Origin of the sequence: Gordonia lacunae (assembly GCF_002149015.1) — a bacterium.
GTDB classification, from domain to species: Bacteria; Actinomycetota; Actinomycetes; order Mycobacteriales; family Mycobacteriaceae; genus Gordonia; species Gordonia lacunae.
In genome coordinates, this window is record NZ_NGFO01000032.1 from 1 (window position 1) to 25,926 (window position 25,926).

Annotated in this window: 29 protein-coding genes; 5 read left to right on the plus strand and 24 right to left on the minus strand. The window is 67.8% G+C overall.

The features are described 5' to 3' along the window. Nucleotides 1–249: 249 nt before the first annotated feature. The 5 genes from CA982_RS21525 to mftA all read right to left on the minus strand — a co-directional run bounded on the left by CA982_RS21525 (nucleotide 250) and on the right by mftA (nucleotide 4,336). Nucleotides 250–1,062 (minus strand): mycofactocin-coupled SDR family oxidoreductase, encoded by an 813-nt coding sequence (locus CA982_RS21525; RefSeq protein ID WP_086537230.1) that lies wholly within the window; start codon nucleotides 1,060–1,062, stop codon nucleotides 250–252. A gap of 74 nt (nucleotides 1,063–1,136) precedes the next feature. Then, the gene (mftD, locus tag CA982_RS21530) at nucleotides 1,137–2,336 is read right to left on the minus strand and encodes a pre-mycofactocin synthase MftD (RefSeq protein ID WP_086537231.1); all 1,200 of its coding nucleotides are present in this window, start codon (nucleotides 2,334–2,336) and stop codon (nucleotides 1,137–1,139) included. A 102-nt stretch (nucleotides 2,337–2,438) separates the two neighbouring features. Further along, entirely contained in the window at nucleotides 2,439–3,734 is a 1,296-nt protein-coding gene (gene mftC, locus CA982_RS21535) for a mycofactocin radical SAM maturase (protein ID WP_086537232.1), read from the minus strand. A 141-nt stretch (nucleotides 3,735–3,875) separates the two neighbouring features. Continuing rightward, nucleotides 3,876–4,229 (minus strand): mycofactocin biosynthesis chaperone MftB, encoded by a 354-nt coding sequence (gene mftB / locus CA982_RS21540; protein WP_086537233.1) that lies wholly within the window; start codon nucleotides 4,227–4,229, stop codon nucleotides 3,876–3,878. Beyond that, nucleotides 4,229–4,336 (minus strand): mycofactocin precursor MftA, encoded by a 108-nt coding sequence (gene mftA / locus CA982_RS21545; RefSeq protein ID WP_086537234.1) that lies wholly within the window; start codon nucleotides 4,334–4,336, stop codon nucleotides 4,229–4,231. The genes mftB and mftA overlap by 1 nt, the downstream gene beginning before the upstream one ends. Before the next feature lie 160 nt (nucleotides 4,337–4,496). On the opposite strand from mftA, the gene mftR reads away from it, so the two are divergent. The 3 genes from mftR to CA982_RS21560 all read left to right on the plus strand — a co-directional run bounded on the left by mftR (nucleotide 4,497) and on the right by CA982_RS21560 (nucleotide 6,746). Further along, nucleotides 4,497–5,114: a mycofactocin system transcriptional regulator gene (gene mftR / locus CA982_RS21550; RefSeq protein WP_086537235.1), complete on the plus strand. Its 618-nt coding sequence runs from the start codon at nucleotides 4,497–4,499 to the stop codon at nucleotides 5,112–5,114. A gap of 131 nt (nucleotides 5,115–5,245) precedes the next feature. Continuing rightward, nucleotides 5,246–6,304 carry a ferredoxin--NADP reductase gene (locus CA982_RS21555; protein ID WP_086537236.1) on the plus strand — a complete coding sequence of 353 codons (1,059 nt, stop codon included), beginning with the start codon at nucleotides 5,246–5,248 and terminating at the stop codon, nucleotides 6,302–6,304. Between the two features lie 112 nt (nucleotides 6,305–6,416). After that, the gene (locus CA982_RS21560) at nucleotides 6,417–6,746 is read left to right on the plus strand and encodes a DoxX family protein (RefSeq protein WP_414962082.1); all 330 of its coding nucleotides are present in this window, start codon (nucleotides 6,417–6,419) and stop codon (nucleotides 6,744–6,746) included. Nucleotides 6,747–6,843: 97 nt separating this feature from the next. Here the strand turns inward: CA982_RS21560 and CA982_RS21565 are convergent, their stop codons facing one another. The 10 genes from CA982_RS21565 to CA982_RS21610 form a co-directional block, all read right to left on the minus strand. Next, nucleotides 6,844–7,575, minus strand: coding sequence for a DNA alkylation repair protein (locus tag CA982_RS21565; RefSeq protein ID WP_086537237.1), 732 nt, complete (start codon nucleotides 7,573–7,575; stop codon nucleotides 6,844–6,846). Nucleotides 7,576–7,581: 6 nt separating this feature from the next. Next, the gene (locus CA982_RS21570; RefSeq protein ID WP_086537238.1) at nucleotides 7,582–8,775 is read right to left on the minus strand and encodes an NAD(P)/FAD-dependent oxidoreductase; all 1,194 of its coding nucleotides are present in this window, start codon (nucleotides 8,773–8,775) and stop codon (nucleotides 7,582–7,584) included. An 82-nt stretch (nucleotides 8,776–8,857) separates the two neighbouring features. Beyond that, entirely contained in the window at nucleotides 8,858–9,436 is a 579-nt protein-coding gene (locus CA982_RS21575; RefSeq protein WP_086537239.1) for a hypothetical protein, read from the minus strand. Next, entirely contained in the window at nucleotides 9,433–10,071 is a 639-nt protein-coding gene (locus CA982_RS21580) for a hypothetical protein (protein ID WP_086537276.1), read from the minus strand. The genes CA982_RS21575 and CA982_RS21580 overlap by 4 nt, the downstream gene beginning before the upstream one ends. A 31-nt stretch (nucleotides 10,072–10,102) precedes the next feature. Further along, the gene (locus CA982_RS21585; protein ID WP_086537240.1) at nucleotides 10,103–10,642 is read right to left on the minus strand and encodes a hypothetical protein; all 540 of its coding nucleotides are present in this window, start codon (nucleotides 10,640–10,642) and stop codon (nucleotides 10,103–10,105) included. Then, nucleotides 10,639–11,262 carry a hypothetical protein gene (locus CA982_RS21590; RefSeq protein ID WP_086537241.1) on the minus strand — a complete coding sequence of 208 codons (624 nt, stop codon included), beginning with the start codon at nucleotides 11,260–11,262 and terminating at the stop codon, nucleotides 10,639–10,641. The genes CA982_RS21585 and CA982_RS21590 overlap by 4 nt, the downstream gene beginning before the upstream one ends. Next, nucleotides 11,259–12,188 carry an SDR family oxidoreductase gene (locus tag CA982_RS21595; RefSeq protein ID WP_086537242.1) on the minus strand — a complete coding sequence of 310 codons (930 nt, stop codon included), beginning with the start codon at nucleotides 12,186–12,188 and terminating at the stop codon, nucleotides 11,259–11,261. The genes CA982_RS21590 and CA982_RS21595 overlap by 4 nt, the downstream gene beginning before the upstream one ends. Nucleotides 12,189–12,267: 79 nt before the next feature. Further along, a complete protein-coding gene (locus tag CA982_RS21600) occupies nucleotides 12,268–12,897 on the minus strand; it encodes a TetR/AcrR family transcriptional regulator (RefSeq protein WP_086537243.1) in 630 nt (209 codons plus the stop codon). Beyond that, entirely contained in the window at nucleotides 12,894–13,130 is a 237-nt protein-coding gene (locus CA982_RS21605; RefSeq protein ID WP_144066090.1) for a hypothetical protein, read from the minus strand. Before CA982_RS21605 ends, CA982_RS21600 begins: the two co-directional genes overlap by 4 nt. 123 nt (nucleotides 13,131–13,253) lie before the next feature. Next, complete coding sequence (locus CA982_RS21610; protein WP_086537245.1) at nucleotides 13,254–14,240, minus strand: o-succinylbenzoate synthase; 987 nt, start codon at nucleotides 14,238–14,240, stop codon at nucleotides 13,254–13,256. A gap of 83 nt (nucleotides 14,241–14,323) precedes the next feature. Here CA982_RS21610 and CA982_RS21615 point away from each other — a divergent pair, with 83 nt between their 5' ends. Continuing rightward, nucleotides 14,324–15,259, plus strand: coding sequence for an oxygenase MpaB family protein (locus tag CA982_RS21615; protein WP_086537246.1), 936 nt, complete (start codon nucleotides 14,324–14,326; stop codon nucleotides 15,257–15,259). A 77-nt stretch (nucleotides 15,260–15,336) separates the two neighbouring features. On the opposite strand, the gene CA982_RS21620 is transcribed toward CA982_RS21615, so the two are convergent. From CA982_RS21620 to CA982_RS21630, 3 genes are all read right to left on the minus strand, one after another. After that, nucleotides 15,337–16,083: an alpha/beta fold hydrolase gene (locus tag CA982_RS21620; RefSeq protein WP_086537277.1), complete on the minus strand. Its 747-nt coding sequence runs from the start codon at nucleotides 16,081–16,083 to the stop codon at nucleotides 15,337–15,339. Between the two features lie 79 nt (nucleotides 16,084–16,162). Beyond that, entirely contained in the window at nucleotides 16,163–17,074 is a 912-nt protein-coding gene (locus CA982_RS21625) for an alpha/beta hydrolase (protein WP_086537278.1), read from the minus strand. A 207-nt stretch (nucleotides 17,075–17,281) separates the two neighbouring features. Continuing rightward, entirely contained in the window at nucleotides 17,282–18,175 is an 894-nt protein-coding gene (locus CA982_RS21630; protein ID WP_244176422.1) for an SHOCT domain-containing protein, read from the minus strand. A gap of 233 nt (nucleotides 18,176–18,408) precedes the next feature. Here CA982_RS21630 and CA982_RS21635 point away from each other — a divergent pair, with 233 nt between their 5' ends. Further along, nucleotides 18,409–19,287 (plus strand): CDP-diacylglycerol diphosphatase, encoded by an 879-nt coding sequence (locus CA982_RS21635; protein WP_086537247.1) that lies wholly within the window; start codon nucleotides 18,409–18,411, stop codon nucleotides 19,285–19,287. A gap of 176 nt (nucleotides 19,288–19,463) precedes the next feature. Here the strand turns inward: CA982_RS21635 and tuf are convergent, their stop codons facing one another. From tuf to CA982_RS21665, 6 genes are all read right to left on the minus strand, one after another. Continuing rightward, a complete protein-coding gene (gene tuf / locus CA982_RS21640; protein WP_004020593.1) occupies nucleotides 19,464–20,654 on the minus strand; it encodes an elongation factor Tu in 1,191 nt (396 codons plus the stop codon). Between the two features lie 107 nt (nucleotides 20,655–20,761). Then, nucleotides 20,762–22,867 carry an elongation factor G gene (gene fusA / locus CA982_RS21645; RefSeq protein ID WP_086537248.1) on the minus strand — a complete coding sequence of 702 codons (2,106 nt, stop codon included), beginning with the start codon at nucleotides 22,865–22,867 and terminating at the stop codon, nucleotides 20,762–20,764. Nucleotides 22,868–22,955: 88 nt separating this feature from the next. After that, nucleotides 22,956–23,426: a 30S ribosomal protein S7 gene (gene rpsG / locus CA982_RS21650; RefSeq protein WP_004020595.1), complete on the minus strand. Its 471-nt coding sequence runs from the start codon at nucleotides 23,424–23,426 to the stop codon at nucleotides 22,956–22,958. Nucleotides 23,427–23,432: 6 nt separating this feature from the next. Continuing rightward, the gene (rpsL, locus tag CA982_RS21655) at nucleotides 23,433–23,804 is read right to left on the minus strand and encodes a 30S ribosomal protein S12 (RefSeq protein WP_004020596.1); all 372 of its coding nucleotides are present in this window, start codon (nucleotides 23,802–23,804) and stop codon (nucleotides 23,433–23,435) included. A 442-nt stretch (nucleotides 23,805–24,246) separates the two neighbouring features. After that, nucleotides 24,247–25,020, minus strand: coding sequence for a hypothetical protein (locus tag CA982_RS21660; protein WP_086537249.1), 774 nt, complete (start codon nucleotides 25,018–25,020; stop codon nucleotides 24,247–24,249). After that, nucleotides 25,017–25,892: an exodeoxyribonuclease III gene (locus CA982_RS21665; RefSeq protein ID WP_086537280.1), complete on the minus strand. Its 876-nt coding sequence runs from the start codon at nucleotides 25,890–25,892 to the stop codon at nucleotides 25,017–25,019. The genes CA982_RS21660 and CA982_RS21665 overlap by 4 nt, the downstream gene beginning before the upstream one ends. Nucleotides 25,893–25,926: the final 34 nt, after the last annotated feature.

Consider the following 25,926-nt stretch of genomic DNA (forward strand, 5'->3'; position numbering starts at 1 on the left):
GGGCATCACCGCGGCCGAGTTCCAGATCGACATGGGACATTCGAAGGTCTGACGCGCGAACGAAGCGAGCCACATTCCGCTCCCCGAGGAGCGAGGACCGAACGCGGGGAGCGAAAGCGACCCACCCCCGCCCCCYGAGGTGCGAGGAGCGAAAGCGACGAGCCACGAAGGGCGACAACTCACGTCGCCCTTCGTGGCTCGCTTCGCTCGCGCCTCAGGGAGCGGAATGTGGCTCGCTTCGTTCGCGCGTCAGACCTTCGAATGTCCCATGTCGATCTGGAACTCGGCCGCGGTGATGCCCTTGGCGCTGTCGGAGGCCAGGTAGAGCACCGCGTCGGAGATCTCGTCGAGCGCGGCAACCGGATGGTAGTCGAGGATCGACGTGAAATGCGGGTTGACCCAGGGGATTCCGAAGATCCGGTGAGCTTCGGTGTCGGCCACACCCATCGGGGTGTCGACCGCGTAGGGGTGCACGCTGTTCACCCGGATGCGGTGGTGCCCGAGTTCCTTGGCGGTCGTCTGCGTGAGTCCGACCAGCCCGTACTTCGACGCCGAGTACGACGCCTGCAGCGGCATCGCCTTCAGACCGGCGACCGAACTGATCACGGTGATCGATCCCCCGTTGCCCGTCTCGAGCATCGCCGGAATGGTGGCCTTCAGCGTCTTCCACGCACCGACCAGGTTGATGTCGATGACGTCGGTGAACTGATCCTCGCTGAGCTCCCAGACCTTGCCCCAGGTCAGCACGCCGGCGTTGGCGACCACGTGGTCGAGCCGGCCGAACTGCTCGACGGCGTCGGCCACGAGCTGCTGCTGAAAGGTGAGGTCTCGCGTGTCACCCTGCCGCGCAAGGATTTTCCCACCGACGCCCTCGACGAGACGGATCGTCTCGGCGAGGTCGTCGGCCGTGGCCGCAGGATAGGTCGCGTGGTCGATGATCGGCCCTGCGATGTCCAGGCCGACGATCGCGGCCCCCTCGCGGGCGAACCGGATCGCATGATTGCGACCTTGACCTCGGGCGATGCCGGTGATGTAGACGACCATGCCGTCGAACTGTCCCATGGCAGAACTGTAACACGTTCTAGTTATGGTTCCCCAGCGTTCTCATCGGCACATTCGCACCGCCCCGGGACGGTTCAGGCGTCCCCGAACGACCGGGTGAAGCCGTCGGGGACGACGAGATCGGCGGCCGAGAGTTCGTGCACGCTCTTGTGACCCAGGCCCATCAGTACGCCGTCGAGGCCCATGCGCATGAGGTCCAGCACGTTCTCCACACCGGCCTGGCCGTTGGCGGCGAGGCCCCAGAGGTAGGCGCGGCCGATCATGACCGCGCGCGCACCGAGCGCGAGCGCCTTGGCGACGTCACTGCCCCGTCGGATGCCGCCGTCGAGCAGGACCTCGATGTCGTTGCCGACCGCGGCCGCGATGTCGGGGAGGAGACGGATCGTGGCCGGGGTGCCGTCGAGGTTGTTGCCGCCGTGGTTGGAGACCGACAGCGCCGTCGCGCCGATGTCCACGGCGCGCTTGGCGTCGTCGAGGCGGGTGATGCCCTTGACCATGAACGGCCCATCCCACTGCTCGCGCAACCACTTCAGGTCTTCCCACGTGGGCGGTGGGGTGCTCATCCACGACCCGTAGGCACCGAAGAAGGTCGGCCCGGGTACACCTTGCGGCGTGAGGTTGGGTGCGGTGAGGTCCGGGATGTTGATCTTGCCGCCCTTGACCCAGTCGAGCGCATACCTCGGCTTGACCGCGATCTCCGGCCCCAGCCGCAGCAGCGCCTTGAAGTCGACCTTCTCGGGGATCTCGGGGCTGCCCCAGTCGCGGCCGACGTTGAAGACCCAGTCGGTGGTGACGATGAGCCCCTTGGCCCCGGCCGCCTTCGCGCGCTCGGCACGGGCCAGGATCTCCTCGCGGCTCCCCAGCCAGTAGATCTGGAAGTGCACCTTGTCGTTGACGGCGGTGACCTCCTCGACCGCGTGCGAGGCGAAACTCGACAGCCCCATCGCCGTGCCACGTGCCGCGGCGGCGCGGGCCACCGCGACCTCACCATCGGGGTCGACGGCCTGCACACCGGTCGGTGAGATCATGACCGGGAACGAGATCTCCTGGCCCATCACCGTTGTCGTCATCTCGCGGTCGGCCTGCGCACCGACGACATGCGGCGCCCAGCCCAGTTCGGAGAACGCGCGGACGTTGTCGTCGACGGTGACACCGGCCTGCGTACCGGCGACCAGCGACGAGTACACCGATTTGGGCAAACGCTTCTTGGCCCGGCGCTGCGCTTCGGTGACGGTCTCGAACCAGGGGTTTCTGGCCCAGGGGTTGGCAGACATGTTCTTCCTACTCATTCATCCATCCATGAGCACCGGTCGGCCCTCATGGAGACGGGGCGCCGGTTCTGACGACGACGCGCCCGTGGTGTACCGCGGGCGGATCTACCGCGCGGCGGGGGTGAACCCGGCGAGCGGGTTCTCATCACAGGACTTCGTGGGGCGCGCGGCCACCGGGGTCAGGTCGCCGTCGGGACGGCGGGTCATCAGGGTCAGCGGAGTGCCCCGCGAATGATCCTTGTTCGCAGTCGGTTTCATCCGGTCACCGGCGAGCAGCTCTTCGCCGTAGCCCTGCACGCACTCCGGGTCCGGTCCGGCCAGCGGCAGTCCGGTGAAGAACTTCGCCGCCATGCATCCGCCGCGGCAGGCGTCGAAATGCGCGCACTTCGTGCAGGCTCCGGCGTTCTGCGGCTCGCGCAGCTCGGTGAACAGATCCGACCGCTGCCAGATCTCCTGGAAGCCGCCGTCGGAGAGGATGTTGCCGGCGAGGAAGTTCTCGTGGATGGCGAACGGGCATGCGTAGACATCGCCGACCGGGTCGATCAGGCAGACCACGCGCCCCGCGCCGCAGAGATTGAGTCCCGGCAGGCCACCGCCGGAATCCGAACCGAACGCCGACAGATGGAAGAACGAGTCGCCCGTGAGCACCCGATCACCGTGTGCGACAAGCCAGTCGTAGAGTTCACGCTGCTGCTGCGGCAGCGGGTGCAGGTCGTCCCACACGTCGGCGCCGCGACCGGAGGGACGCAGTCGCGTGATACGCAGGGTGGCGTTGTAGCGGTCGGCCAGCGCCTTGAACTCGTCGAGCTGGCTGACGTTCTGCCGGGTCATGACGACACTGATCTTGGCGTCGGCGAAACCGGCCTCGGCCAGGTTCTCGAGCGCGCGGACCGCCATGTCGAAGGAGCCGGGACCGCGGACCGCGTCGTTGACCTCCGCGGTGGCGCCGTCCAGCGAGATCTGGACGTCGACATAGTCCGACGCCGCGAGTCGCGCGGCCACCTTCTTGTCGATGCGCAGGCCGTTGGTCGAGAACTTCACCCCCACCTGATGACTGGTCGCGTAGTCGACGAGTTCCCAGAAGTCGGGACGCACGGTCGGTTCGCCGCCGCCGATGTTGACGTAGAAGACCTGCATACGCTGCAGCTCGTCGATGATCGCCTTGCACTGTTCGGTGGACAGCTCGCGGGGGTCCCGCTTGCCCGACGACGACAGGCAGTGCACACACGCGAGGTTGCACGCGTAGGTCAGCTCCCAGGTGAGACAGATGGGCGCGTCGAGGCCCTTCTCGAACTGGTCGACGAGCCGGCCGACCTTGGGCACGTCGCCGGCGGGCGGCGCGGGCGCTCGGAGGGCACTCGCGAGTTCGGCTGCGGTGGGCGGCATCTCGATGGTCGTCATCGTTGAGGTCCTTGCATTCGGGGCTGGCAGTTCCGGGCTGGGGTGCCGGGCCCGGGCGATCAGGGGCGGGCGACGTCGACGACGATGTGGATCGGACCGGGGGCTGTCCCGGTCGGCATCGTCGTGCGGGGGGTCGGCGGGTCAGGCGGCGCGCGGCACGATCATGCCGCTGTCGGCGAGCGCGGTCAGCGCCTGCAGATACAGGGGACGTTGAGCGGGCGAGACCCCGGCAGCGAGGAGTGCGGCCTCCGCGGAGTCGTGATCGGCGAGGGACTTCACGATGCCGACGACGGTGAGGTTCTTGAGGAACGACAGCTTGCGCGTTCCGAAGTGGTACAGCAGCGCACCGAACGGTTCCGGGCGCAACGCGACCTTCGGATTCAGCTGCCACGGCTCGAGGGTGTCGAAACCGGGGTCCTGGGCTGGGGTGTCGAACCGGACCCCGGCGACCGCGGAACGGTCGCCGGAGATCGGATTCGATGTCGGGGCCGACATCAGTAGACCCCGCACATCCCGTCGATCGAGACCTCTTCGACGAGCGACTCGGCGAGAAGCTCGGTGTCGTTCGTGCTGTGAGCTGATGCAGCGGACTGATCTGCCATGATCCATACCTCCTGGTTGATCGAGTAGTGATGCGGATCACGACGAACTATAGTGGCACTCAGTGCATAAATCCAGAGTGCCGACGACAACTGTCCGAACGGACAGGTCGACCGGTTCCGTGATCCCCCGTCCCACGGGTCCCATAAGGTGAGGTCGGACATGACGACGACGCCGCACGACGATCAGCCCGGACGCACACCCCCGGGCCGACGCCCCATCACATCGCGCGCGCAGATCAGCGCACTCGCGATCCACCTGTTCACCAACCAGGGCTTCGAGGACACCAGCGTCGACGACATCGCCGAGGCGGCGGGGATCGCCCGGCGCACGTTGTTCCGCTACTACTCGTCGAAGAACGAGATCCCCTGGGGCGAGTTCGACGACCATCTCGACGAGTTGCGGACGTTGCTGGCCGGCATCCCGCGCGAGACCCCGATGGCCGAAGCCCTCGTCGACGCACTCGTGTCGTTCAACCGCGTACCGGCGGAGGAACTCGACAATCACCGGCGACGCATGTCGCTCCTCCTCGGCGTGCCTGCGCTGCAGGCACATTCGATGATCGTCTACGCCGACTGGCGACAGGTCATCGCCGAGTTCTGCGCCGCCCGGCTGGGTGTCGGAGTCGGGGACCATGTACCTCAGACCATCGGCTGGCTGTGCCTCGGCGCCGCACTCGCCGCGTACGAGAAGTGGCTCGACGACCCCGAGACCGATCTGGAGGCGCTCATCGGGTCCGGCGCCCGGACCGTCGCCGACGGCGTGGCATCCCTGGCATGACTACGCTGTGAACGGGCCTGCAGCACCTCGCCGGAGCCCCTCGTGGGAACACCGGCAGTTGCGCTAGGCTGAAGTAGAACGTGTTCTAATTTGGGCCGGGGTGCCGGTCCTCGACGGCGGAGACTGCGCACATGTCTGACCTGACCCCTCACGGTTCACGCAGCGTGATCCTCACGGTGTCCGAGGTGATCGACGAGACGGCCGAGGCCAAGTCCATCGCCTTCGACGTGCCGGAGGCCTCGGCGAAGGCGTTCACCGACTACAAACCGGGACAGTTCCTCACGCTGCGGATTCCCAGTGAGCGGACCGGGTCGGTCGCGCGCTGCTACTCGCTCGCATCGTCGCCGTTCACCGACCCGCGGCCGAAGGTGACCGTCAAGCGCACCGCCGACGGTTACGGATCCAATTGGGTGTGCGACAACCTCGCCCCCGGCACCCAGGTCGAGGTGCTGCCGCCGTCCGGCGTGTTCACCCCCAAGTCCTACGACGATCCGCTCCTGCTCATCGCGGCCGGCAGCGGTGTGACTCCGGTGATGTCGATCCTCAAGGCCGCCCTCGAGAAGAGCGATGCGCCCATCGTGTTCTTCTACGCCAACCGCGACGTCGCCGACGTCATCTTCGCCACCGAACTCCGCGACCTCCTCGCCGCCCACGCCGACCGGCTCACCGTCATCCACTGGCTCGAGTCGCTGCAGGGCCTGCCGAGCGCCGCGGCCCTGGCGACGGCCTTCGCTCCGTACGCCGCGTCGCACGTGGCCTACATGTGTGGGCCGGGACCCTTCATGGACGCCGTGCACAAGGGCCTCGCCGACGCGAACTTCCCGCATCACAACGTGCACACCGAGGTCTACAACTCGCTGTCCGGCGACCCCTTCGCCGACGTCGAACACGACGAGGTCAGCGACGAGGAACAGGCCGCAGCGGCCACGGTCGAGGTGGAGCTCGACGGTGAGACCCATACCCTGACCTGGCCGCGTTCCCGGACTCTCGTCGACATCATGCTGGCCGCCGGACTGGATGCGCCGTATTCGTGCCAGGAAGGTGAATGCGGTTCGTGTGCCTGCACTCTCACCGAGGGCAGCGTCGACATGGACAATGCCGGCGCGCTCGACCCCGAGGACATCGAGGACGGCTACATCCTGGGCTGTCAGGCGCATCCCACATCGGACACGCTGAAGATCGAATTCTGACAGAGTGGGTCGGGTCCGTGCAGTCGAAGTTCGATCGAAGGAGTACGACGACGTGAGCACCACCCGCGGTTCCCGGCTCGATCCCGCCCAGCTCGCACGTGGTCTCGCAGCCATGCTCGTCAGCATCGGCGTGCTGCACTTCGTGGCTCCCGCACCGTTCGACGAGATCATCCCCGAGGAGATCCCGGGCGATCCCCGGACCCTGACCTACGCGTCCGGTGTTGCCGAGATCGGCTTGGGCGCAGCACTCCTCGCGCCGAAGACCCGGCGAGCCGCGGGCGCGCTGTCGGTCCTGCTGTTCCTCGCCGTGTACCCCGCCAACATCAACATGGTCCGGCTCTGGTGGAACAAGCCGCTGCCGTACAAGATCGTCGCCCTCGCCCGGCTGCCCTTCCAGTTCCCGATGATCTGGGCCGCCGCGAGGGTCGCCCGCGAGGGCTGACGGCCGACGCGGACGACGAAACCGCCCGCGCGACGAAGCGGCAGTGGATCATTTCCCTGCCTGCGGCGGCACCGGATTCGAGAGGGCGGGGAGCCGATCAACGGAGCGCGCGATAGTGCGCGCGCTCGTCCGGAGCCCGGTGCTCGAGAGCGTATGACAGTGCGGTCCGGCCCATCCGGGCGGCGTTGTCGTCGAGGTAGCCGAGCAGCACGGTCTCGTCGACCCGCTTGCCGACCTCGCGCAGCATCCAGCCGAACGCCTTCTGGATGAGATCGCGGCGGTCGTCGCGGACACACGGCGCCACCGCCAGCAGCGCGGTCGCGTCACCGTGCTTGATGGACGCGAAGGTCGCGATGATCCCCACCCGCCGCCGCCACAGGTCGTCCTCCCGCGCGTGTCGCAGGATGAGGTCGAGGTCTCCGGTGCGGCGACAGTATTCGCCGAGCACCGGATCGGCGGAGGAGTCGACGAGGTCCCAGTTGTTCACCCGGCCCCGATGCACGGCGTCGAGATAGAGGTCGACCCAGGCCCGCCCGTCGTCACCGCGACGCAGCTCGCTGTCGAACTCCTGGCGGAGGAGGAACAGGGCGATCAGCCGATGCTCGTGCATCGGCGAATCGAGTAGTTCGACGACCTGATCCGCGCCGATGCCACGGAAGCCTTTCGCCAGCTTCCGTTGCACGGGGACGCGGATTCCGAGGAATTCGTCGCCCTCTCCGTATCCCCCGGGCCGCGCCTGGAAGAACGCGGCCTGCCCGAGCGCGAGCTCCGGATCGGCCACCTCGGCGGCCGCATCACGTACCTGCGCGGCGGTCGGCGCGTCCGACATGTGCCGCTACAGCAGATCAGCCACAGGCGTGGGGGTCTGGAGCTTCGGCCGTGTCTTCATCACGGCCCCCACCTTGCCGGCGCCCACCACGCCGGTGAGGACGCCGTCCCGACTGTAATAGGCGACGAACTTCTTGCCGTCGTCGTCGACGACGTGGACGTCGTCGTCGGCGCGCGGGGCGCCGAGTACCTGGATCTTGACGTCGAACTGGTCGCTCCAGAAGTAGGCGACCGACGCGGTGACAGCGTCGCCCCCGGTGATCTGGTGGGCGACCACCGACGCCTGCTCGACGGTGTGGTTCCAGTGCTCGACGCGTTTCGGCCGCCCGTCCTCGTCGAGCCAGTTCGCCACGTCACCGAGAGCGTAGACGTTCTCCTCGCTGGTGTGTCCGGTTGCATCGCAGGCGATCCCACCACCGACCTCGCGCGGGGCGAGATCGATTCCCGAACCGTCCAGGTAGTCGGTCACCGGGGTCGAGCCGATGCCGACCACGACGATGTCGGCGGGCAGGGTCGTGCCGTCGGTGAGTTCGACCGCCTCGACCCGACTGTCCGACACCGCGATGCTCGCGACACCGACGCCCGTCCGGAGATCGATGCCGTTGGCGACGTGCAGCCGCGAGACCAGCGCGCCGATCTGCTCCCCAAGCGCCACGGCCAGGGGCGTCCGAGCCGGCTCGACGAGGCTGACGGACAGCCCGCGCGTGGCGAGCCCGGCCGCCACCTCGCATCCGATGAAGCCCGCGCCGATGACGACCGCGGTGCTTGCGGAATCGATCTCGCCGCGCAGCGCCACCGCGTCGTCGTAGGTGCGGAGCACGTGCACGCCCCGGACGTTCTCGGTCAGACCCGGGAACGGCCGCGGATCGAGGCCCGTCGACAGCACCAGGGTGTCGTAGGCGATGGTGGCGCCCGAGGCCAGCGTGATCGTCTGGTCTGCCGGGGACACCGCGGTCACGGGCTCACCGAGCCGCAGGGTGATGCCGGCCTCGGCGTAGAACTCCGCAGGCTTCAAATCGACGCGGTCGTCCTTGCCCAGCAGCACCGACTTCGACAGGGGCGGACGATCGTACGGCGGGTGGTCCTCCGCCCCGACGAGCGTGATCGGGTCCGTGAACCCGTTGTTGCGCAGGTTCTCCGCGACACGGATTCCCCCCAGCCCGGCACCGACGACCACCACGCCCGCGCTCGATCCACTCATCTCTCGTCCCCTTTGTCGTCTCTCCCGCGGACACCGGTCCGAGCCCGGCGGTCGCGCGGACCGCCCCGGGACAACTCGTGTCTCAACGGGTCACATCGCCGACCGGTTGCAGGTCGGACAGCAGCCAATTCCCGTCGACCTTACGCATAAGTGCCCACCTCGCGGTAGGGGTCGCCGCAGGTTTTCCGCCGACGGACTGCCTAACATCTGTAGATTTTTCATCCGCGGTGCGTCCGACGACCTCGTTGACGAACACCAGCACCCGCGCTCGGTCCGAACCAGCCTCGTGCAGCCCGGCACCGACGACCTCACCCCGGACCGAGAGCGCGGACGCACGGACGCCCGGCACCACGACATCGGCACCGCGGTTGCGGTAGTCCAGGCGCAGCGGGTCGGTGAGCAACGCGTCGGTCGCTCGAGGCCGACCGGGGGGATCGTCGGGCGAATAGGTCAGCACCGCCTCCACGGCCGTCGCCGCAGCCGAGAGGATCTCGGCGCGCTGATCGTCGGTCGGATCAGAGTCCGGACGCAGCGCTGCCACGCCGAAGATCACCGCGACCACGAGCAGCAGGACCGACGCGGCGACGACGAGACGCAGGCGGACGCGCTGGCGTCGGGTCGGCTGTGCCGGTAGTGGTTCCCGGTCGGCGGTGGTGGTCACGGTCGCCTCGCCTGGGCGATCTTCCAGCCGTCGTCGGTACTGGTCATCGTGACCAAGGCCGTGATCCGCTCGCCGGTGGTGTCGGTCTCCGAACCGCCCCCCGGCCCGCCGAGGAGCGCCGGATTCGTCGCATCGGCGACGACCAGCACGTCGACGCTGCTGCCGATCTCGTCGGACGTCGGGTCGGTGACCAGCCCCGCCGAAACCACCTGTCCGACACTCGGACCCGTCTGCTCACCCACCTCCGTGACCAGGGCGGCGCGGGCGGCGTCGATCCGCTCCTGCTGCGGACCGGTACTCACCTCGGCAACGGCGGTCACATACCCCTCGGGGTCGGTCGGGTCGGCGGTGAGCATGGTGGTGACGGCACCACGCGCGGACGTGAGCACGTCATCCGTCAGGTCCGCCGCCGCATGCTGTCCGCGGATCTGCCAACCGAGCGCTGCGGCCACCGCGACGAGAAGGAGTACGGCGACAGCCACCCCGATGAGGGCCCGGCGCAGGAGACGTGTCCGTCGTGCCGCTCGCGACCGTAGCGCCGGGGTCGCGGCGATCCGGGCGGTGCGCGCCCGGCGCGCCGCCGTGTCGACCCGCTCGCGAGCGAGTTCGACTCTCGTAGCACCTGTCTCGTTCATCGCCACCACCGTCGGGGGTCCGTCGGCGCGGTCACCCGATCACATCCGCCGCCGCGAGAAGCCACGCATCGTCGGAGCGGACGAACCGGGCGAGGACGGAGCGACGTACGGTCGACGCCGGCCCGGCGGTGGGGCGCACGGTCACCGACACCCGCAGCAACGCCTCCCCCGCGTCGGCATCGGCTGCGACAACGCTCACGATCTCGGGCCGCCAGGTCACCGACGACGTGCCCTCGGGTGGCGGCCGGTCGAGCTGAGCGCCGTAGCTGTCGGTGAAGTCGTCGGCGACCAGTGTCCGCGCGCGGGCCCGATCCAGCTGCCACCGGCCGGCGTCGACGGAGAAGACGTCCGAGACGATCGTGCCGGCCGACGTTCGCAACTGATCCCGGCTCTGCGCGACATCGGCCCCGGCACGCTGCGAACCCCACAGTGCGAGTACGACGACGATGGTGGTCACCAGCACGACGGCCGCGATCGCGATGCGGGCGGCGGCGGCTCGTGCGGTGACCGGCCGGGTCGACGTCTGCCCCCGACCCGGACCAGCGGCTCCGGACTGCGTCAGCGAACTCATGGGAGATACTGCACCGCCCCGAGTTTCAGACTGCCGTCAGCGGGCGTGACCAGGACTCGCAACCGGAATCGGCGGGCCTGGTCGCCGTCGGCGTCCGGCGCGCCCCTGCCGGCGAACACCACGGTGGCGGCGACGAGGACCGTGGCGGAATCGCCGTCGCGGACGGATATCCCGGTGCCGTCGACCGAGGACTCCGCGACGGTGCCGTTGGCACGGACGAATTCGGTGTAGCTGTCCGCTGATTGGGCGAATTCGTCGTAGAAGGCCCCGGTGGCACCGGCGAGGATTCGCTGGGCGCGTCGGTCGTCGCAGCTGTCCGGCGCGATCAGCACCTCGACGCGTTCGGCTGCGGCCGACTGGAGTTCGGCATCGGAGTAGTGCGCACGGTCCCGCGTCCACGCGGTCACCGCGACCCCGGCCAGGACGAGGGCAACGACGAGCACGAGGCCGGCGACCACCCATCGACGCCGGGGAAGGCGACGCCGTAGACCGGCGTCGACCTCGATCCTGTGCAGCTCGTCCAGCGCCTCGCGCAGCTCGCGTCTGGCCGCCCGGTCGGCGCTCAGCTCAGGAGCCCCGGACGAGGCGGCCGCCCGGCCGTTCGTTTCCGACACCTTCACGACGACAGGGGCGTGCTCTCCTGGGGCCGCGTCAGGCCCTCGCCCGCCGCCCTGGTGTCGATCGTCTCGCCACGGATTCGGCTGGAGTACGCGGCGCGGGCGTGCTGGTCGGGGCTGAGGAAGATCGAGTCCAGCTTGGTCAGCCTGCGCGAGAGGCGCTTCATCGCCTGCGGGAAGAGCGGACTCGACTCGGCCCACCGCATCGACCGCGGCGCATAGACACGGGTGACCGGTCGCGCGATCGTCTGCACGACGATCGAGGCGACCTCACCGGGCTCGACGGTCTGGATGAATCTGTTGGTCTGCAGACCCGAGATCAGTGCGGTCCGTGTGAACGTGGGTAGCACCGCGCTGATCGTGACACCCTGCGGCTCGAGTTCGGCCCCGAGCGCCTCGGAGAACTCGATGACGGCTGCCTTGGCGCCGTTGTAGATCGTGAGGCCGGGAGTCGGTATGCGTCCGGCCGTCGAGGCGATGTTCACGATGTGACCGGTCCGGCGCGGCGCCATCCGGCGGGCCGCCTCCTGACATCCGATGATCACGCCCAGGACGTCGATCTCGTAGGTCCGGCGGATGATCGTGTCGTCATAGGACAGGAACGGACCGACCGGCATGATCCCGGCGTTGTTCACGAGTACGTCGATCGGCCCCAGTCGTGCCTCGACCTCGGTCAGGAACGCGTCGAAGGACTCGCGCTTGGTGACGTCCACCTCGATGCCCTCGACGCCCAGGTCGGCGGCGGCCTTGCCCACGGCTTCGGAGTCCACGTCACCGATGGCGACCTTCGCCCCCGCGTCGAACAGCTGGGTGGCGGTCTCGAATCCGATGCCCCGCGCGCCACCGGTGATGACCACGACCTTGTCCCGTAGCGCGGCGCGGATGGCCGCATGGTCGGGTGTACGAGACAGCCTGTCGCGCAGACTCATTGGATCTCCTTCGGTGGATGTGAACGGAAGCGATCGGCGCGGAGCGGAGCGGACCGGGCCGTTCGTCTCCGGCGGGGCGTCACCAGATCATCGGTGCGAGGAACTTCGAGGCGAAGTCCCGGACGCGTTGCGGTTCGTTGCGCGCGGGATCCGACGGTGGTGTCTCGAGAAGCGAGATCACCAGCCGCACATGGATCTCCACAGCCTCCAGCAGATCCTCGACGGGCATCTGGGCGCCTTCGTCGCGTAGCGTGGCGGCCACCCGGTCGGTGACCATGTCGATGAACAACGACGTCATCTTGGCGGTGACACTCTTGATCTCGGAGTCGGTGAGGACGATCCGGCTCAGCAGTGGATCGGAGTTGACCCATTCGGCGCCGACCGCGAACGCCTCGACCAGCGCGGCCTTGGGACCGAGGCCCTTCACCGAGGCCTCGAGCTTCTGCATGCCGGTCTCGTAGGCGTCGTTCGCCACCGCGTAGAGCAGTGCGTCCTTGTTGGGGAAGCGCCGGTACAGGGTGCTGCGACTAACCCCGGCACGAGCGGCGACCTCGTCGATGTTGGCGCGTCGGACGCCGACCTCGGCGAACTCGGCCCCGGCGGCGGCGAGGATCGCAGCCTCCTGGTCGGCCGGGCTCGCGGTGTTGCGGACCTTACGGGTCGAGCGAGTCCTGCTGTCGGTCTTCGTTCCGGTGTCTGCCACGGTCATCGCCGCCGAGTGGTGACGGGGAGTTCGTTCTCCGCGGGTACCGGCAGCCGGCCACCGCCCAGCCTGCGATGCATGATCGTCGTGATCTCCATCTGGTCAAAATACAACCCGCCGCTTCCGCGCACGCGGCCGCCGAGAGCGCCGTCCCCGGCCTCCGCGGTCGCGACGCGATCCGGGCACGGGGCTCCGGACAGCCCGATGCGCGCCGGCACCATCGCCAGAACCGAAGCCATGCCCATCCCCTCCCGTTCGAACCGTCTCCGAAGCGCTCACCCGGTGTGACCCACATCGCATACTAGACCATGTTGAGACAGATCGGAAAAACCGTTCCTACCGCGAGGTGTGTCCGGGCGCATTCACCGCGCGGCGAGGAGGCGATGGCATCGCCGCAGACGTTCGCGCCACCGGTGCTGGCCTTCGGGTCCCAGCGCGAGCCCCACGGTGTCGATCGTGGCGCCGGCGTCGAACCATCGGACCCCGACGCCGCCGTCGATCATCTGGAACGACGTCGCGACGTCCGCGGCGAGCAGCGTCCCGGTACCCAGTCCACACGCGAGCTCCAGGCGGGGCAGCGCGGCGGCCGCGGCGACCCCCGCGGCCATACCGATCGCGCTGTCGAGCGCACTCGAGACGACGATGTCGAGTCCGATGTTCTCGGCGAGTGCAAGCGTTGCGCGCATCCCGCCGAGAGGCGCCACCTTGACCACGGCGACATCCGCGGCGTCGGCGGCCACCACCCGATACGGGTCGTCCGCCTTCCGGATGGATTCGTCGGCTGCGATCGGCACCCCGACCGCCCGCCGGACGGCGGCGAGTTCCTCGACTGTGCGACAGGGCTGTTCGGCGTACTCCACGTCGCCGATGGCACGCAGGGCAGCGACGGCCTCGTCCACGGTCCACCCCCCGTTCGCGTCGATGCGCACCCGGCCGATCACCGCGCGGGTGGCGGCCACCCGCGCGACATCGTCGTCGAGCGTCTGCCCGGCTTCGGCGACCTTGACCTTCGCGGTACCCGCGCCCGGGTAGCGCTCGAGCAGCGCCGCGACCTCGTCGGCGGGGATCGCGGGCACGGTCGCATTGACCGGCACGATGTCGCGAACGGCGGCGGGAGGCCCGACCCAGGCCGCTTCCAGGCCGGCCCGCAACCACGAGGCCGCCTCCGGGTCGTCGTATTCGACGAACGGCCCGAACTCACCCCACCCCGCCGGTCCGGCGAAGACCATGGTCTCGCGCGCGGTGAGGCCGCGGAACCTGGTGCGCATCGGGAGTCGGACCGCCACCGCCGACGCGAGGACGTCCTCGACATCCGGAAGCACCCAGTCCTGCCGCTCGTCGCGCACCATCCGACCTCCGTCTCCGTGTGCGGTCCACCCGCATCGTTGAAACAACCTTCCAACTTTGTTCCAAGTGCGATATTCTCGCCGCCATGTCAGTCAACCAGGGATTCGACGCCGGCATCCGCGAGGCGGAACCGATGATCGTCGACGACACTCCGGACACCGCGGGCGAGATCGCGTCACCGCGCCTCGGCGCCGACTCGCTCGTGTGGAAGTTCTACGGCGACAACCGTGGCCTACTCGGCTTCCAGCGCCTGGCCGGCACCGAGAACTGCATCGAACAACTCGGCCAGGCCGTCCTGGACCATTCGGTCATCTTCAGCGACTTCCTCGGCCGGGCCAAGCGCACCGGCCCGCCCGTCATGCGCACCGTGTACAGCACCGAGCCGGAGAAGTGGGGTCGCACGGTGCGCGACTTCCACAAGGACATCAAGGGCACGATCAGCGACGGATCGCGCTACCACGCGCTCAACCCGGAACTCTTCTACTGGGCGCACGCCACCTTCGTCGACCAGGTCCTCTTCATCACCGACACCTTCATCCGCCGCCTGAGCCACGCGGAGAAGGTCCAGATCTTCGAGGAGAGCAAGACCTGGTATCAGCTCTACGGGGTCAGCGACCGAGGACAACCACAGACATACGAGGAGTTCGTCCAGTACTGGGACGACATGCTCGACCGATTCGTGCCGCACAAGACGATCGTGTACGCCACCGGTTACATCCGGCAGGGACTCCCCCGGCCCAGGAAGATCCCCGCACCCGTGTGGCGGATCATGTCGATCCCGTTGAACGCCTTCATCCGCACGGTCGTCGTCGGCACCTTGCCCCAGCAGATGCGCGACGTCTGCGACCTGGAGTGGAACGACCGGCGCGAGAGGAACTTCCAACGTTTTGCCGCCCTCATGCGGGCCGCCAATCCACTGATCAACCGGCTGCCGCTCAAGTACCTCTACGTTCCGTGGGCCTACGAGGCGTGGCAGAAGGTCGGCATCGACCCCCGGCCGTTGCACAACAAACCCGCATGACCCCGTCCGCTCCCTGAAGAGCGCGTGCGTGACACCCTCCGCCCCCTGAGGAGCGAGCGTGCGAGCGTCTCGAAGGGTCAGTGCCCGAGAAATCCGTCGACCTGGGCGACGAACTCGGCGGCGCGGTCACGGTGGACGCTGTGACCCGCGTCGATGGTGACGAAACGCGAGTCGGGCAGGGCCTCGCTGAGGGTCCGCAGGTGGTGTGGGGGAAGGAAACTCTTCTCGCCGCCGGAGATGACCAGTGACGCGGCCTGCACGTCCGGCAGCTCCGACCACCAGTGCGGTGCACAGACATCGAACTCGGCGACGATCTGATCACCCATCCGGCCGTCGAATCGAATGACCGGAAAGGGGTTGCGCGCGAGCGCGATCAGGCCGCGGATCTGTTCGCCGAGGGTGGCGCGCATCGCGATGCCCTCGGAGAGGTCGGCCTCGTCGCGAGGCATCGGCGGCACCTCTTCGAGGACCAGACGCCGGATCCGGGACGGCTCGAGCATCGCGAAGCGGAGCGCGGTGTGGGCGCCGAGCGAGTGGCCGACCACGTCGGCGACCGCGACACCGAGGGCGTCGAGGACGTAGGCCAGATCGTCGCGGAAGTCGTCGAGCCGGTAGACATCTCGCGCTCGGCCGCTGCGTCCGTGGCCGCGGAGGTCCACGCTGATCACCGCGCGCCCGCGGGCGCGGAGTGCCGCCGCGAGGCGGCGCCACGTCGAGTGATCCGACGCCATGCCGTGCACGAGCACGACGGGCACGCCACGATCGGTCTCCCCCGCGACCCGGACCGCGAGATCGGGGTCGCCGCTTCGCCGCAGGACACGCATGTCCGTCAGCTTACGAGCGCCGGGGATGCGGTCGCCGTCACACTCCACACGACCGTTCGCGCTCCTGCCCGTTCGGTTCTCACCGGTCGCGGAACCAGCCGCTCTTCTTGGCGTGCCACACCATGTCCTCCCAGTACCCCCAGGTGTGTGTCCCGACCGACGGGAAGTCCGTCGTGACCGGAATACCCTGCAGCGCCGCCGCGACCTCGAACGACCGGGTCTGCGCGAGCGACACGACCTCCAGCGGCGTGCCCTTGACCGAGGCGACGGCGTCGGCGTTGTGCGGACCCCAGGTCGCCGATCCCGATCCGATGCGGATCTTCATCCCCCGCATCCGGGGTAGCTGCACGAGCGCATCGTTACGAGTCCAGCGGTCGCTCCACGGCGGACCCCACATGGCATCGGCACTGAACGGGCCGACGCCCGCGCCGATCCCGGCGTCGATCAACGCGAGCCGGACGGCCTCGCGCATGGTCGGCGCGGACAGGTTCAGGTAGCCCGACATCGAGAAGACATGTGAGACACGCTGACGGTGGTACGCCCCGTAGACCATCGCGGCATTGCCGCCCATGGATATGCCCATAAGCGCGTACTTGCCCAGCGGGCCGACGGCGAGGCCCCGTGCGTCGAGTTCGCGCACGATGGTGTCGAGACGGCACGTCCACCGGTAGCGGTAGCCGATCTTGTTGGCCGGGCTGGCCGCTTCCCAGTCCGTGTAGAAGCTGGCGAGACCCCCCACGGGCTGGATGACGTTGACGCCGGAGTCGGCGATGCGCTGGACACGCGTGTCCCGCCGCCACCCGCTGATGTCGCTGGTCGCGCGGAGGCCGTCGAGCGCGATGACGGTCTTGTAGTTGCCCCAGCGGGTCCACGTGTCCACCGGGGTACTCGGCATGCCGCAACCGGACACGGAGAACCTGCCGTATGTCGCGGAGGCGGACGCATTGCCCGACCCGATGGTGACGACGCCGACCACGGCGAGGAGCGTCAGAGCGAGAGCAAGGGCTCGTCGTCGACGCGCGAGACGACGAGGCCGAAGTGAGAACTGCACCGACGAACAGTAATTCGACGACGATCAGCGATGCCACAGCTGTGACCACAGGGCATCGACATCGATACCGACCAGTGACCACTGTGGCCATAGTGATGGAAGTTTCTGATATGACAGACAGTTGCTCACACTGCAGAACCGGCGATGTCAGAGATCGTCGACGATGCGCTGACGCGCCCGCGCGTACTCCGCCTCGGTGATCGCCCCGGTACGGCGCAGATCGTCCAGCGCGGCGAGCCGCTCGGCCGGCGATCGGCCGTTGTCCGGCATGCGCCCCGGTCCCTCGCCGGACTTTCCGGGGAACGGCGCATCCGCCCCCGACGGACTGGCCGCATCTGCCCGGACTCCGGCCCAGCCGCGGACGACATCCATCACCTCGGCGCGTGCCTGCGGATTCGAACGGAGATCGATGACGCCGCTGCCGGCCACCCCGTGCCGCCCGAGGATCTGCAGGATCTGTCCCAGCGGTTCCGCCTGACCGGTGAGATCGTAGGTCCGCCCGTCCTCTTCGGAGGAGAATCGCGCGGGCACCGAACCGGCCAGCAATGCCGTTGCCTGCCAGTCGATCTCGAAGTCCTGGGTCTCTGGGTCGACCATGACCGCCAGACGTCGCGCGGAGAGCAGCGGTTGCTGGTAGTAGGGCACGACCTTTCGGGTCGAGACCTCGAAGGGCGCCAGTCCGTCGGCTCGTATCCGCAAGCCCAGCTTCATCATCGGCTGGTCGTTGATCTCGACGCCCGTCTGACCGATCGAGGTGATCTCGGCGACGCCCATCACCCCGGCCGCACGCAGGCGTTCCAGCTTGGCGCCGCCCCGGTAGTTGAACCATGCGATACCTACGCCGAGAAGGACATCGAGAATCGTGACGCCGATCCCCGTCCACAGCATCCACTCGGTGTCGGGCGCGTCGATCACGAAGTAGGCGACGAGGAAGATCGGCCCGACGATCCCGCACAACATGACGAATGCGAATGTGCCGAGGGCACTCCATACATGGGCAGGAACACGAGGCCCGGTCCCCGACTCTCCGAACATGGTCATGCGCGAACTCTATTCGCGGACCCCGCGCGGGGGAAGCCGGACGGTCGACGCGTAGCGCCGTGGAACGACACGCGAGCAGAGGCGACGTGGGGTGCGCCGGACGCGTGCGAGACGCGGCCTGTTAGCCGAGCAAAACACGTCTGATCTGCGAGTTCTCGCCACAGACCAGTGGTTCGGTGGCACACTCGGCGCCTAGATGAGCACGCCGAGGCTCACCACCGAGAGGTTCCCCCATGGACGACACCCACTCGCATCGGTTCACCCGGCTCCTCTCGACGATGGCCGTCACCGCCGCCATCGTCGCGAGCACCGCCCTGAGTGGAGGCGGGATCGCCTCGGCCGCGCCACCGACGCCGACCCAGAAACTCTGCGGACAAGCCGGCGACAACCCGAAAACCGACAGCCGACTCTGGCTGTGGGGGCAGGTGAAGAACACGACACCCAAGAAACCCGGCAGCAACCTCGAAGTCGTCCAACCCGCGGGACAGGTCCAACCGAACCCGAAGAAGCCGAAGTACTACGCGGTTCGCCACGGCGGCGACAGCAAGGGGGTCGACGACGACTTCCTGATCGTGCCCACCAACCGTGTACGGGGCATCGAATGCCCCTACCTGTGGGACGGCTCGCAGTTGAATCTGTGGAGCGCCGGGTGGTGGCAGGGCGGCAAGCGCGTCGCCAAGGATCCGGCCAAACCCCTTGCCATCGGCGTGAACTCCGCCGAGAAGCGGGGCCAGGATCAACTGCACATCCACCTGGCCCAGGTGTACCCCGGCACGCTGCGCGACCTCAAGGCCATCTCGCACCCCGAGACGAGCCTGTTCAACTGGAGGAAGACCGATGTCGTACTCGACGTCGATCCGGCGAAGACGTCGAACCCGAACCACCAGAAGCACTTCCATGTCGTGAAGTACACCGGCGCGCTCCCCGACCTGTTCAAGGTTCTGCACGGTCAGATGGCGGTCGGCGACGACATCGGAAAGTTCTCGATCGCGGTCGTCGATGCCGGCCAGCCCAACACCTACTTCGTGCTCGCCAGTACGCCGACTCTCGGCGGCGGAAAGGACACGGGCACCGGACTGATGGACCAGATCTACGCCTGGGTCCACAAGTAGCAGCCGCCCCGCGTCGGGGTGGACCGACGACAAAGGCGCCCGGTCACTGTCGTGACCGGGCGCCTTGTCGACTCAGAGAGTCAGTGGTGAGTCAATGGATCACTTGGTGATCCGTGACGCAGGCCCCCGCCCGACTGGCAGCGCTCTCGCGCAACCACATCAGGCGGGGGAAATCGTCACTTGGTGATCTTGGTGACTCGACCCGCACCGACGGTGCGGCCACCCTCACGGATGGCGAAACGCAGGCCCTCGTCCATGGCGACCGGCTGGATGAGCTTGACGCTCATCTCGGTGTTGTCGCCCGGCATGACCATCTCGGTGCCCTCGGGGAGGGTCACGACGCCGGTCACGTCCGTGGTACGGAAGTAGAACTGCGGACGGTAGTTGTTGAAGAACGGGGTGTGACGGCCGCCCTCGTCCTTGGACAGGATGTACGCCTGGCCCTCGAACTCGGTGTGCGGGGTCGTGGTGCCCGGCTTCACGATGACCTGACCGCGCTCGACGTCCTCACGCTTGAGGCCGCGGAGCAGCAGACCGGCGTTGTCGCCTGCCTGTGCGGAATCGAGGAGCTTGTGGAACATCTCGATACCGGTGACGGTGGTCTTGGTGCTCTTCTCGCGGATGCCGACGATCTCGACTTCCTCGTTCACGTTGACCTCGCCGCGCTCCACACGACCGGTGACCACGGTGCCACGGCCGGTGATGGTGAAGACGTCCTCGACGGGCATGAGGAACGGCTTCTCGGTCTCGCGGACCGGGTCCGGGATCGACTCGTCGACGGCAGCCATGAGCTCCTCGACCGACTTGGTCCACTCGGGGTCACCCTCGAGGGCCTTGAGGGCCGAGACCTTGACGACCGGTGCTTCCTCGTCGAACTCCTGGGCGGCCAGCAGTTCGCGGACCTCCATCTCGACGAGCTCGATGATCTCGTCGTCGTCGACCATGTCGGCCTTGTTCAGGGCGACCAGGATGTAGGGCACACCGACCTGGCGGGCCAGCAGCACGTGCTCGCGGGTCTGCGGCATCGGGCCGTCGGTGGCGGCGACCACGAGGATCGCGCCGTCCATCTGGGCAGCACCGGTGATCATGTTCTTGATGTAGTCGGCGTGACCGGGGGCGTCGACGTGGGCGTAGTGACGCTTCTCGGTCTCGTACTCGACGTGCGAGATGTTGATCGTGATACCGCGAGCTTTTTCCTCGGGAGCCTTGTCGATCTGATCGAACGCGAAGCTCTTGTTGAGGTCCGGGTACTTGTCGTGCAGCACCTTGGTGATGGCCGCGGTCAGCGTGGTCTTGCCGTGGTCGACGTGACCGATGGTGCCGATGTTCACGTGCGGCTTGGTCCGCTCGAACTTCGCCTTCGCCACTTGATTGTCCTCCTGGACTGTTGTTGCTCTACTGGGCGGATCCCAGCAGGGGTTTTCTTCTTACGTTGGTGCGCAGAACGGGTCGGCGCATGTCGCTAGGACCGGTTTTACTCGCCGGTGGCCTTCGCGATGATTTCCTTCGACACGTTCGCGGGAACCTCCGCGTACGAATCGAACACCATGGAGTAGTTTGCCCGGCCCTGGGTCTTCGACCGGAGGTCTCCGATGTAGCCGAACATCTCCGACAGCGGCACCTGTGCCTTGACGACACGCGCGCCACTGCGCTCCTCCATGGCCTGGATCTGGCCACGGCGGGAGTTCAGGTCGCCGATCACGTCACCCATGTAGTCCTCGGGAGTCGTGACCTCGACGGCCATGATGGGCTCGAGGATGACCGGACTGGCCATCCGCGCAGCTTCCTTCAGGGCCTGCGAGCCGGCGATCTTGAACGCCATCTCCGAGGAGTCGACGTCGTGGTACTGACCGTCGAGCAGGGTCACCTTCAGGTTGACCAGCGGGTATCCGGCGAGGACACCGTACTGCATGGCGTCCTGCGCGCCGGCGTCCACCGACGGGATGTACTCGCGCGGCACGCGGCCACCGGTGACGGCGTTGGCGAACTCGTAGGTCGCACCGTCCTCGGCGTCCACCAGCGGCTCGAGCTTGATGATGACCTTCGCGAACTGGCCCGATCCACCGGTCTGCTTCTTGTGGGTGAACTCGTGCTTGTCGACCGTCTTGCGGATGGTCTCGCGGTACGCGACCTGCGGCTTGCCGACGTTGGCCTCGACCTTGAACTCGCGCTTCATGCGGTCGACGAGGATGTCGAGGTGGAGCTCGCCCATACCGCCGATGACGGTCTGGCCGGTCTCCTCGTCGAGCTTCACCGAGAAGGTCGGGTCCTCTTCGGCGAGCTTCTGGATCGCGGTGCCCAGCTTCTCCTGGTCGGACTTGGTCTTCGGCTCGATCGAGACGTTGATGACCGGGTCCGGGAAGCTCATGGACTCGAGCACGATCGGCGAGGCCGAATCACACAGGGTGTCACCGGTGGTGGTGTCCTTGAGACCGATCATCGCGTAGATGTGACCCGCGGTGGCGTCCTCGACCGGCATCTCCTTGTTGGCGTGCATCTGGAAGAGCTTGCCGATGCGCTCTTTCTTGCCCTTGGTCGCGTTGAGCACCTGGGTGCCCGCCGTGATGTGGCCCGAGTAGACACGCACGAAGGTGAGCTTGCCGAAGAACGGGTGAGCCGCGATCTTGAACGCGAGAGCCGAGAACGGCTCGTCGGCGGACGGCTTGCGCGAGAGGATCTCCTCCTCGTCGCCCACGGCGTGACCCTCGACCGACGGCACGTCCAGCGGGGACGGCAGGTAGTCGATGATCGCGTCGAGCATGGGCTGGACGCCCTTGTTCTTGAACGCCGAGCCACAGATCACCGGGTAGAACTCGCGAGCGATCGTGAGCTTGCGGATCGCGCCCTTGATCTCCTCGACGGTCAGCTCTTCGCCGCCGAAGTACTTCTCGAGCAGCGCCTCGTCGGTCTCCGCGACCGTCTCGAGCAGCTTCTCGCGGTACTCCGCAGCCTGGTCGGCCAGGTCGGCGGGGATCTCCTCGATGGTCGGCTCGGCACCGATCTCGACGGTTCCGCGCCAGGTGATGGCCTTCTGCTCGATGAGGTCGACGACGCCGTCGAAGTTGTCCTCGGCACCGATCGGCAGCTGGAGGACCAGCGGCTTGGCGCCGAGGCGCTCCTCGATGGTGCGCACGGTGAAGAAGAAGTCCGCACCGAGCTTGTCCATCTTGTTGACGAAGCAGATACGCGGGACGTCGTACTTCTCCGCCTGACGCCAGACCTGCTCGGACTGCGGCTCGACGCCTTCCTTGCCGTCGAACACGGCGACCGCGCCGTCGAGCACGCGGAGGCTGCGCTCCACCTCGACGGTGAAGTCGACGTGGCCCGGGGTGTCGATGATGTTGATCTGGTTCTTGTTCCAGAAACACGTCACCGCCGCGGAGGTGATGGTGATCCCCCGCTCCTTCTCCTGCTCCATCCAGTCGGTGGTCGAGGCACCGTCGTGGGTTTCACCGATCTTGTAGTTCACACCGGTGTAGAAGAGGATTCGCTCGGTGGCGGTGGTCTTGCCGGCATCGATGTGGGCCATGATGCCGATGTTGCGCACCTTGTTCAGGTCGCTGAGCACTTCCTGTGCCACTTAATCGCCTCGCATTTTCGCTAGAGCTGTTGGGTCTGAGGTGGGACCGTCCGCGGCGTCGTGTTCTCGACGCCGCGGACGGTTGGTGTCACCAGCGGTAGTGCGCGAACGCCCGGTTGGCCTCGGCCATCTTGTGGGTGTCCTCGCGGCGCTTCACCGAAGCACCGAGACCGTTGGACGCGTCCAGCAGCTCGTTGGCGAGGCGCTCGACCATGGTCTTCTCACGACGCTGACGGCTGAAGCTGACGAGCCAGCGGAGCGCGAGGGTGTTGGCGCGGTTCGGCTTGACCTCGATCGGCACCTGGTAGGTGGCGCCACCGACGCGGCGGCTCTTCACCTCGAGGGTGGGCTTCACGTTGTCGAGGGCGCGCTTGAGGGTGACGACCGGATCGGTGCCGGTCTTGTCGCGAGCCTGCTCGAGGGCGCCGTAGACGATGCGCTCGGCGGTCGACTTCTTGCCGTCCAGCAGGATCTTGTTGACCAGCTGGGTCACCAGCGGCGAACCGTAGACCGGGTCGTTGATGAGGGGGCGCTTGGGCGCGGGTCCTTTACGTGGCATGACTTATCAGTTCCCCTTCTTGGCGCCGTAGCGGCTGCGAGCCTGCTTGCGGTCCTTGACACCCTGGGTGTCGAGCGAACCGCGGATGATCTTGTAGCGCACACCCGGGAGGTCCTTCACACGACCGCCGCGGACGAGCACCATCGAGTGCTCCTGCAGGTTGTGGCCTTCGCCGGGGATGTATGCGGTGACCTCGACCGAGCTGGTCAGGCGCACACGAGCGACCTTGCGCAGCGCCGAGTTCGGCTTCTTGGGGGTGGTGGTGTAGACGCGGGTGCACACGCCACGACGCTGCGGGCTTCCCTTGAGGGCCGCGGTCTTGGTCTTGGCGGCCTTGTCGTGACGGCCCTTGCGGACCAGCTGATTGATCGTTGGCACTAGGTGTTCGTTCCTCTTTGTCATCGGTTGTGGTTGGTGCTCCGGGCAAGCGCGAAACGGGCTCGCAGACCTGTTTTCGCGGCTTCCACAACTCGCCCCACCAGCACGTATGCGCTGGTCAGTACATTTTCGCTACCCCGAGGTCGGGCGTGTCATACACTCGACAGCGGATTCGCCTGTCAGTCCCTCTGCCGGCCGTACCCCGAGATACTCGGCGGCTCGAGAGCCGTAGGGCAGGCATGCGGACTGGCCCAGCATGGGCCGGGCACCGACGATCCACTCTACCGATCGGGTTTACACAGGTCAAAAAACGGATCCTCCGCGCAACCAGCAGGTGAACGGGTCGTGCGTGCTCGGCTCCGGCTGACGCTCGTGCTCGGCGTACCTCTCCCACTTGTACACCGCGAAACCGCGCGCGTCGAGGGACCGGCGGGGAACGTGATCAGCAGCGTCGGCCGAGACCCCTGAGCTGGTCGATCACCGGTATGGCCGGGCTGTCGGGATCGCGAGGCAGGCGAGTCGGCGAGGACTGGCCGCCGAACCACCGGTCGACGATCGTCGCCTGCCGTTCCACGTCGCGCCGGCGCGGCGCGTGGTGTGTGTCACGGGCGTCGCGCAGACCGTAGACGTCCTCACCGAGTTCGTACCGGGCCTGGTCGGCAAGGGCGTCGGCGAGGAACTCCCCGGCCGACCGGGCGGTGGTGATCTGCCAGGCATGGACCAGTTCGTGGATCAACAGCTGTCCCGGCGCCGGGTACGCCCCGGCCCCCTCACCGAGGGCCGCGTCGAAGGCCGAGCCGAGACTGCAGAGGATGCGTCCGTCGACCGCGGGCAGCGTGAACGCCCGTCCACCGCGGCCGGCCAGATCGGTGAGGACGACGTCGTCGAGCCATGGCGCTGTTCCGAACACCTCCTCGGCGGTGCGGCGCTCGGCCTCGGTCAGCCCTCGGTGCCGGACCCGACACCGCACGATGATCGACGTCGCCAGGCCCGCCCCGAGCGCCGCACCGATACCGGGCGGGCCGAACCACATCGTCACCGCCGCGAGATGCACCGCGACGAGGGTGCCGGCCGTGGCCGCGGGCGCGCCGCCCAGGCGCCCGGCTCCGCAGCGTCGTCCGACGGACAGCACCGCGCCGAGCACGCGGCCGTAGGCCCGCGCGATCGCGATGACCGGGCCCCGTGGGAGCCGGGCAGGTGCCGGGCGGGGGCTCACTCCGGTGTCTGCGGCAGCTTCACCTTGGCCGCACCGGGTTTCGCCGGGTTCGACGGCGGCGGGACCACCGGCCCGATGTCGCCGTCGGGAGCGTCGTCGAGGTCGACGACGACCGGTGCGTGGTCGCTCGGCTTGCTGCCCTTACGTGCTTTCCGGTCGATCCAGGCAGCCGCCACCCGCTCGGCTGCCGACGCGCCGGCCAGGATCAGGTCGATCCGCATGCCGAGGTCCTTGTGGAACATGCCGGCGCGGTAATCCCAATAACTGAACACGCGGTCGTCGGGCCACCGGTCGCGCACGACGTCGCGCAGGCCCATCGATGCGAAGGTCGCCAGAGCGGCCCGTTCCGCCGGTGTGACGTGTGTGTGCCCCGCGTACGCGTCGGGGTCGAACACGTCGGCATCGGCGGGGGCGATGTTCATGTCGCCGCACAGGAGCGTCGTGGCCGGGTCGTCGATCGCCCCGGCCAGCGCCGCCAGCCACTCGAGCTTGTATCCGTAGTGATCCGAGTCCGGCGACCGCCCGTTGGGCACGTACAGCGAGTGGATACGGAGACCGCCGCAGACCGCCGACACCGCCCGCGCCTCGAGGGTGGACGGATCGGGATACCCGGGCATGCCGTCGAAGCCGACGCGGACGTCGTCGAGGCCGACCCGCGACAGCAGCGCCACACCGTTCCACTGGCCCTGTCCGGCGTGCGCGATCTCGTATCCGCGGTCGGCGAGGTCGGCGCCCAGCGACTCGTGGAAGGCGGCATCGGAGAGTTTGGTCTCCTGCAGGCACACGACGTCGGGCCGGCGTTCGTCCAGCCACGGCAACAGGCGCGGGATGCGCTGCTTCACCGAGTTCACATTCCAGGTCGCCACGCGCATGCGACCACGGTAGTACGCCCCGATCGGGCAACGG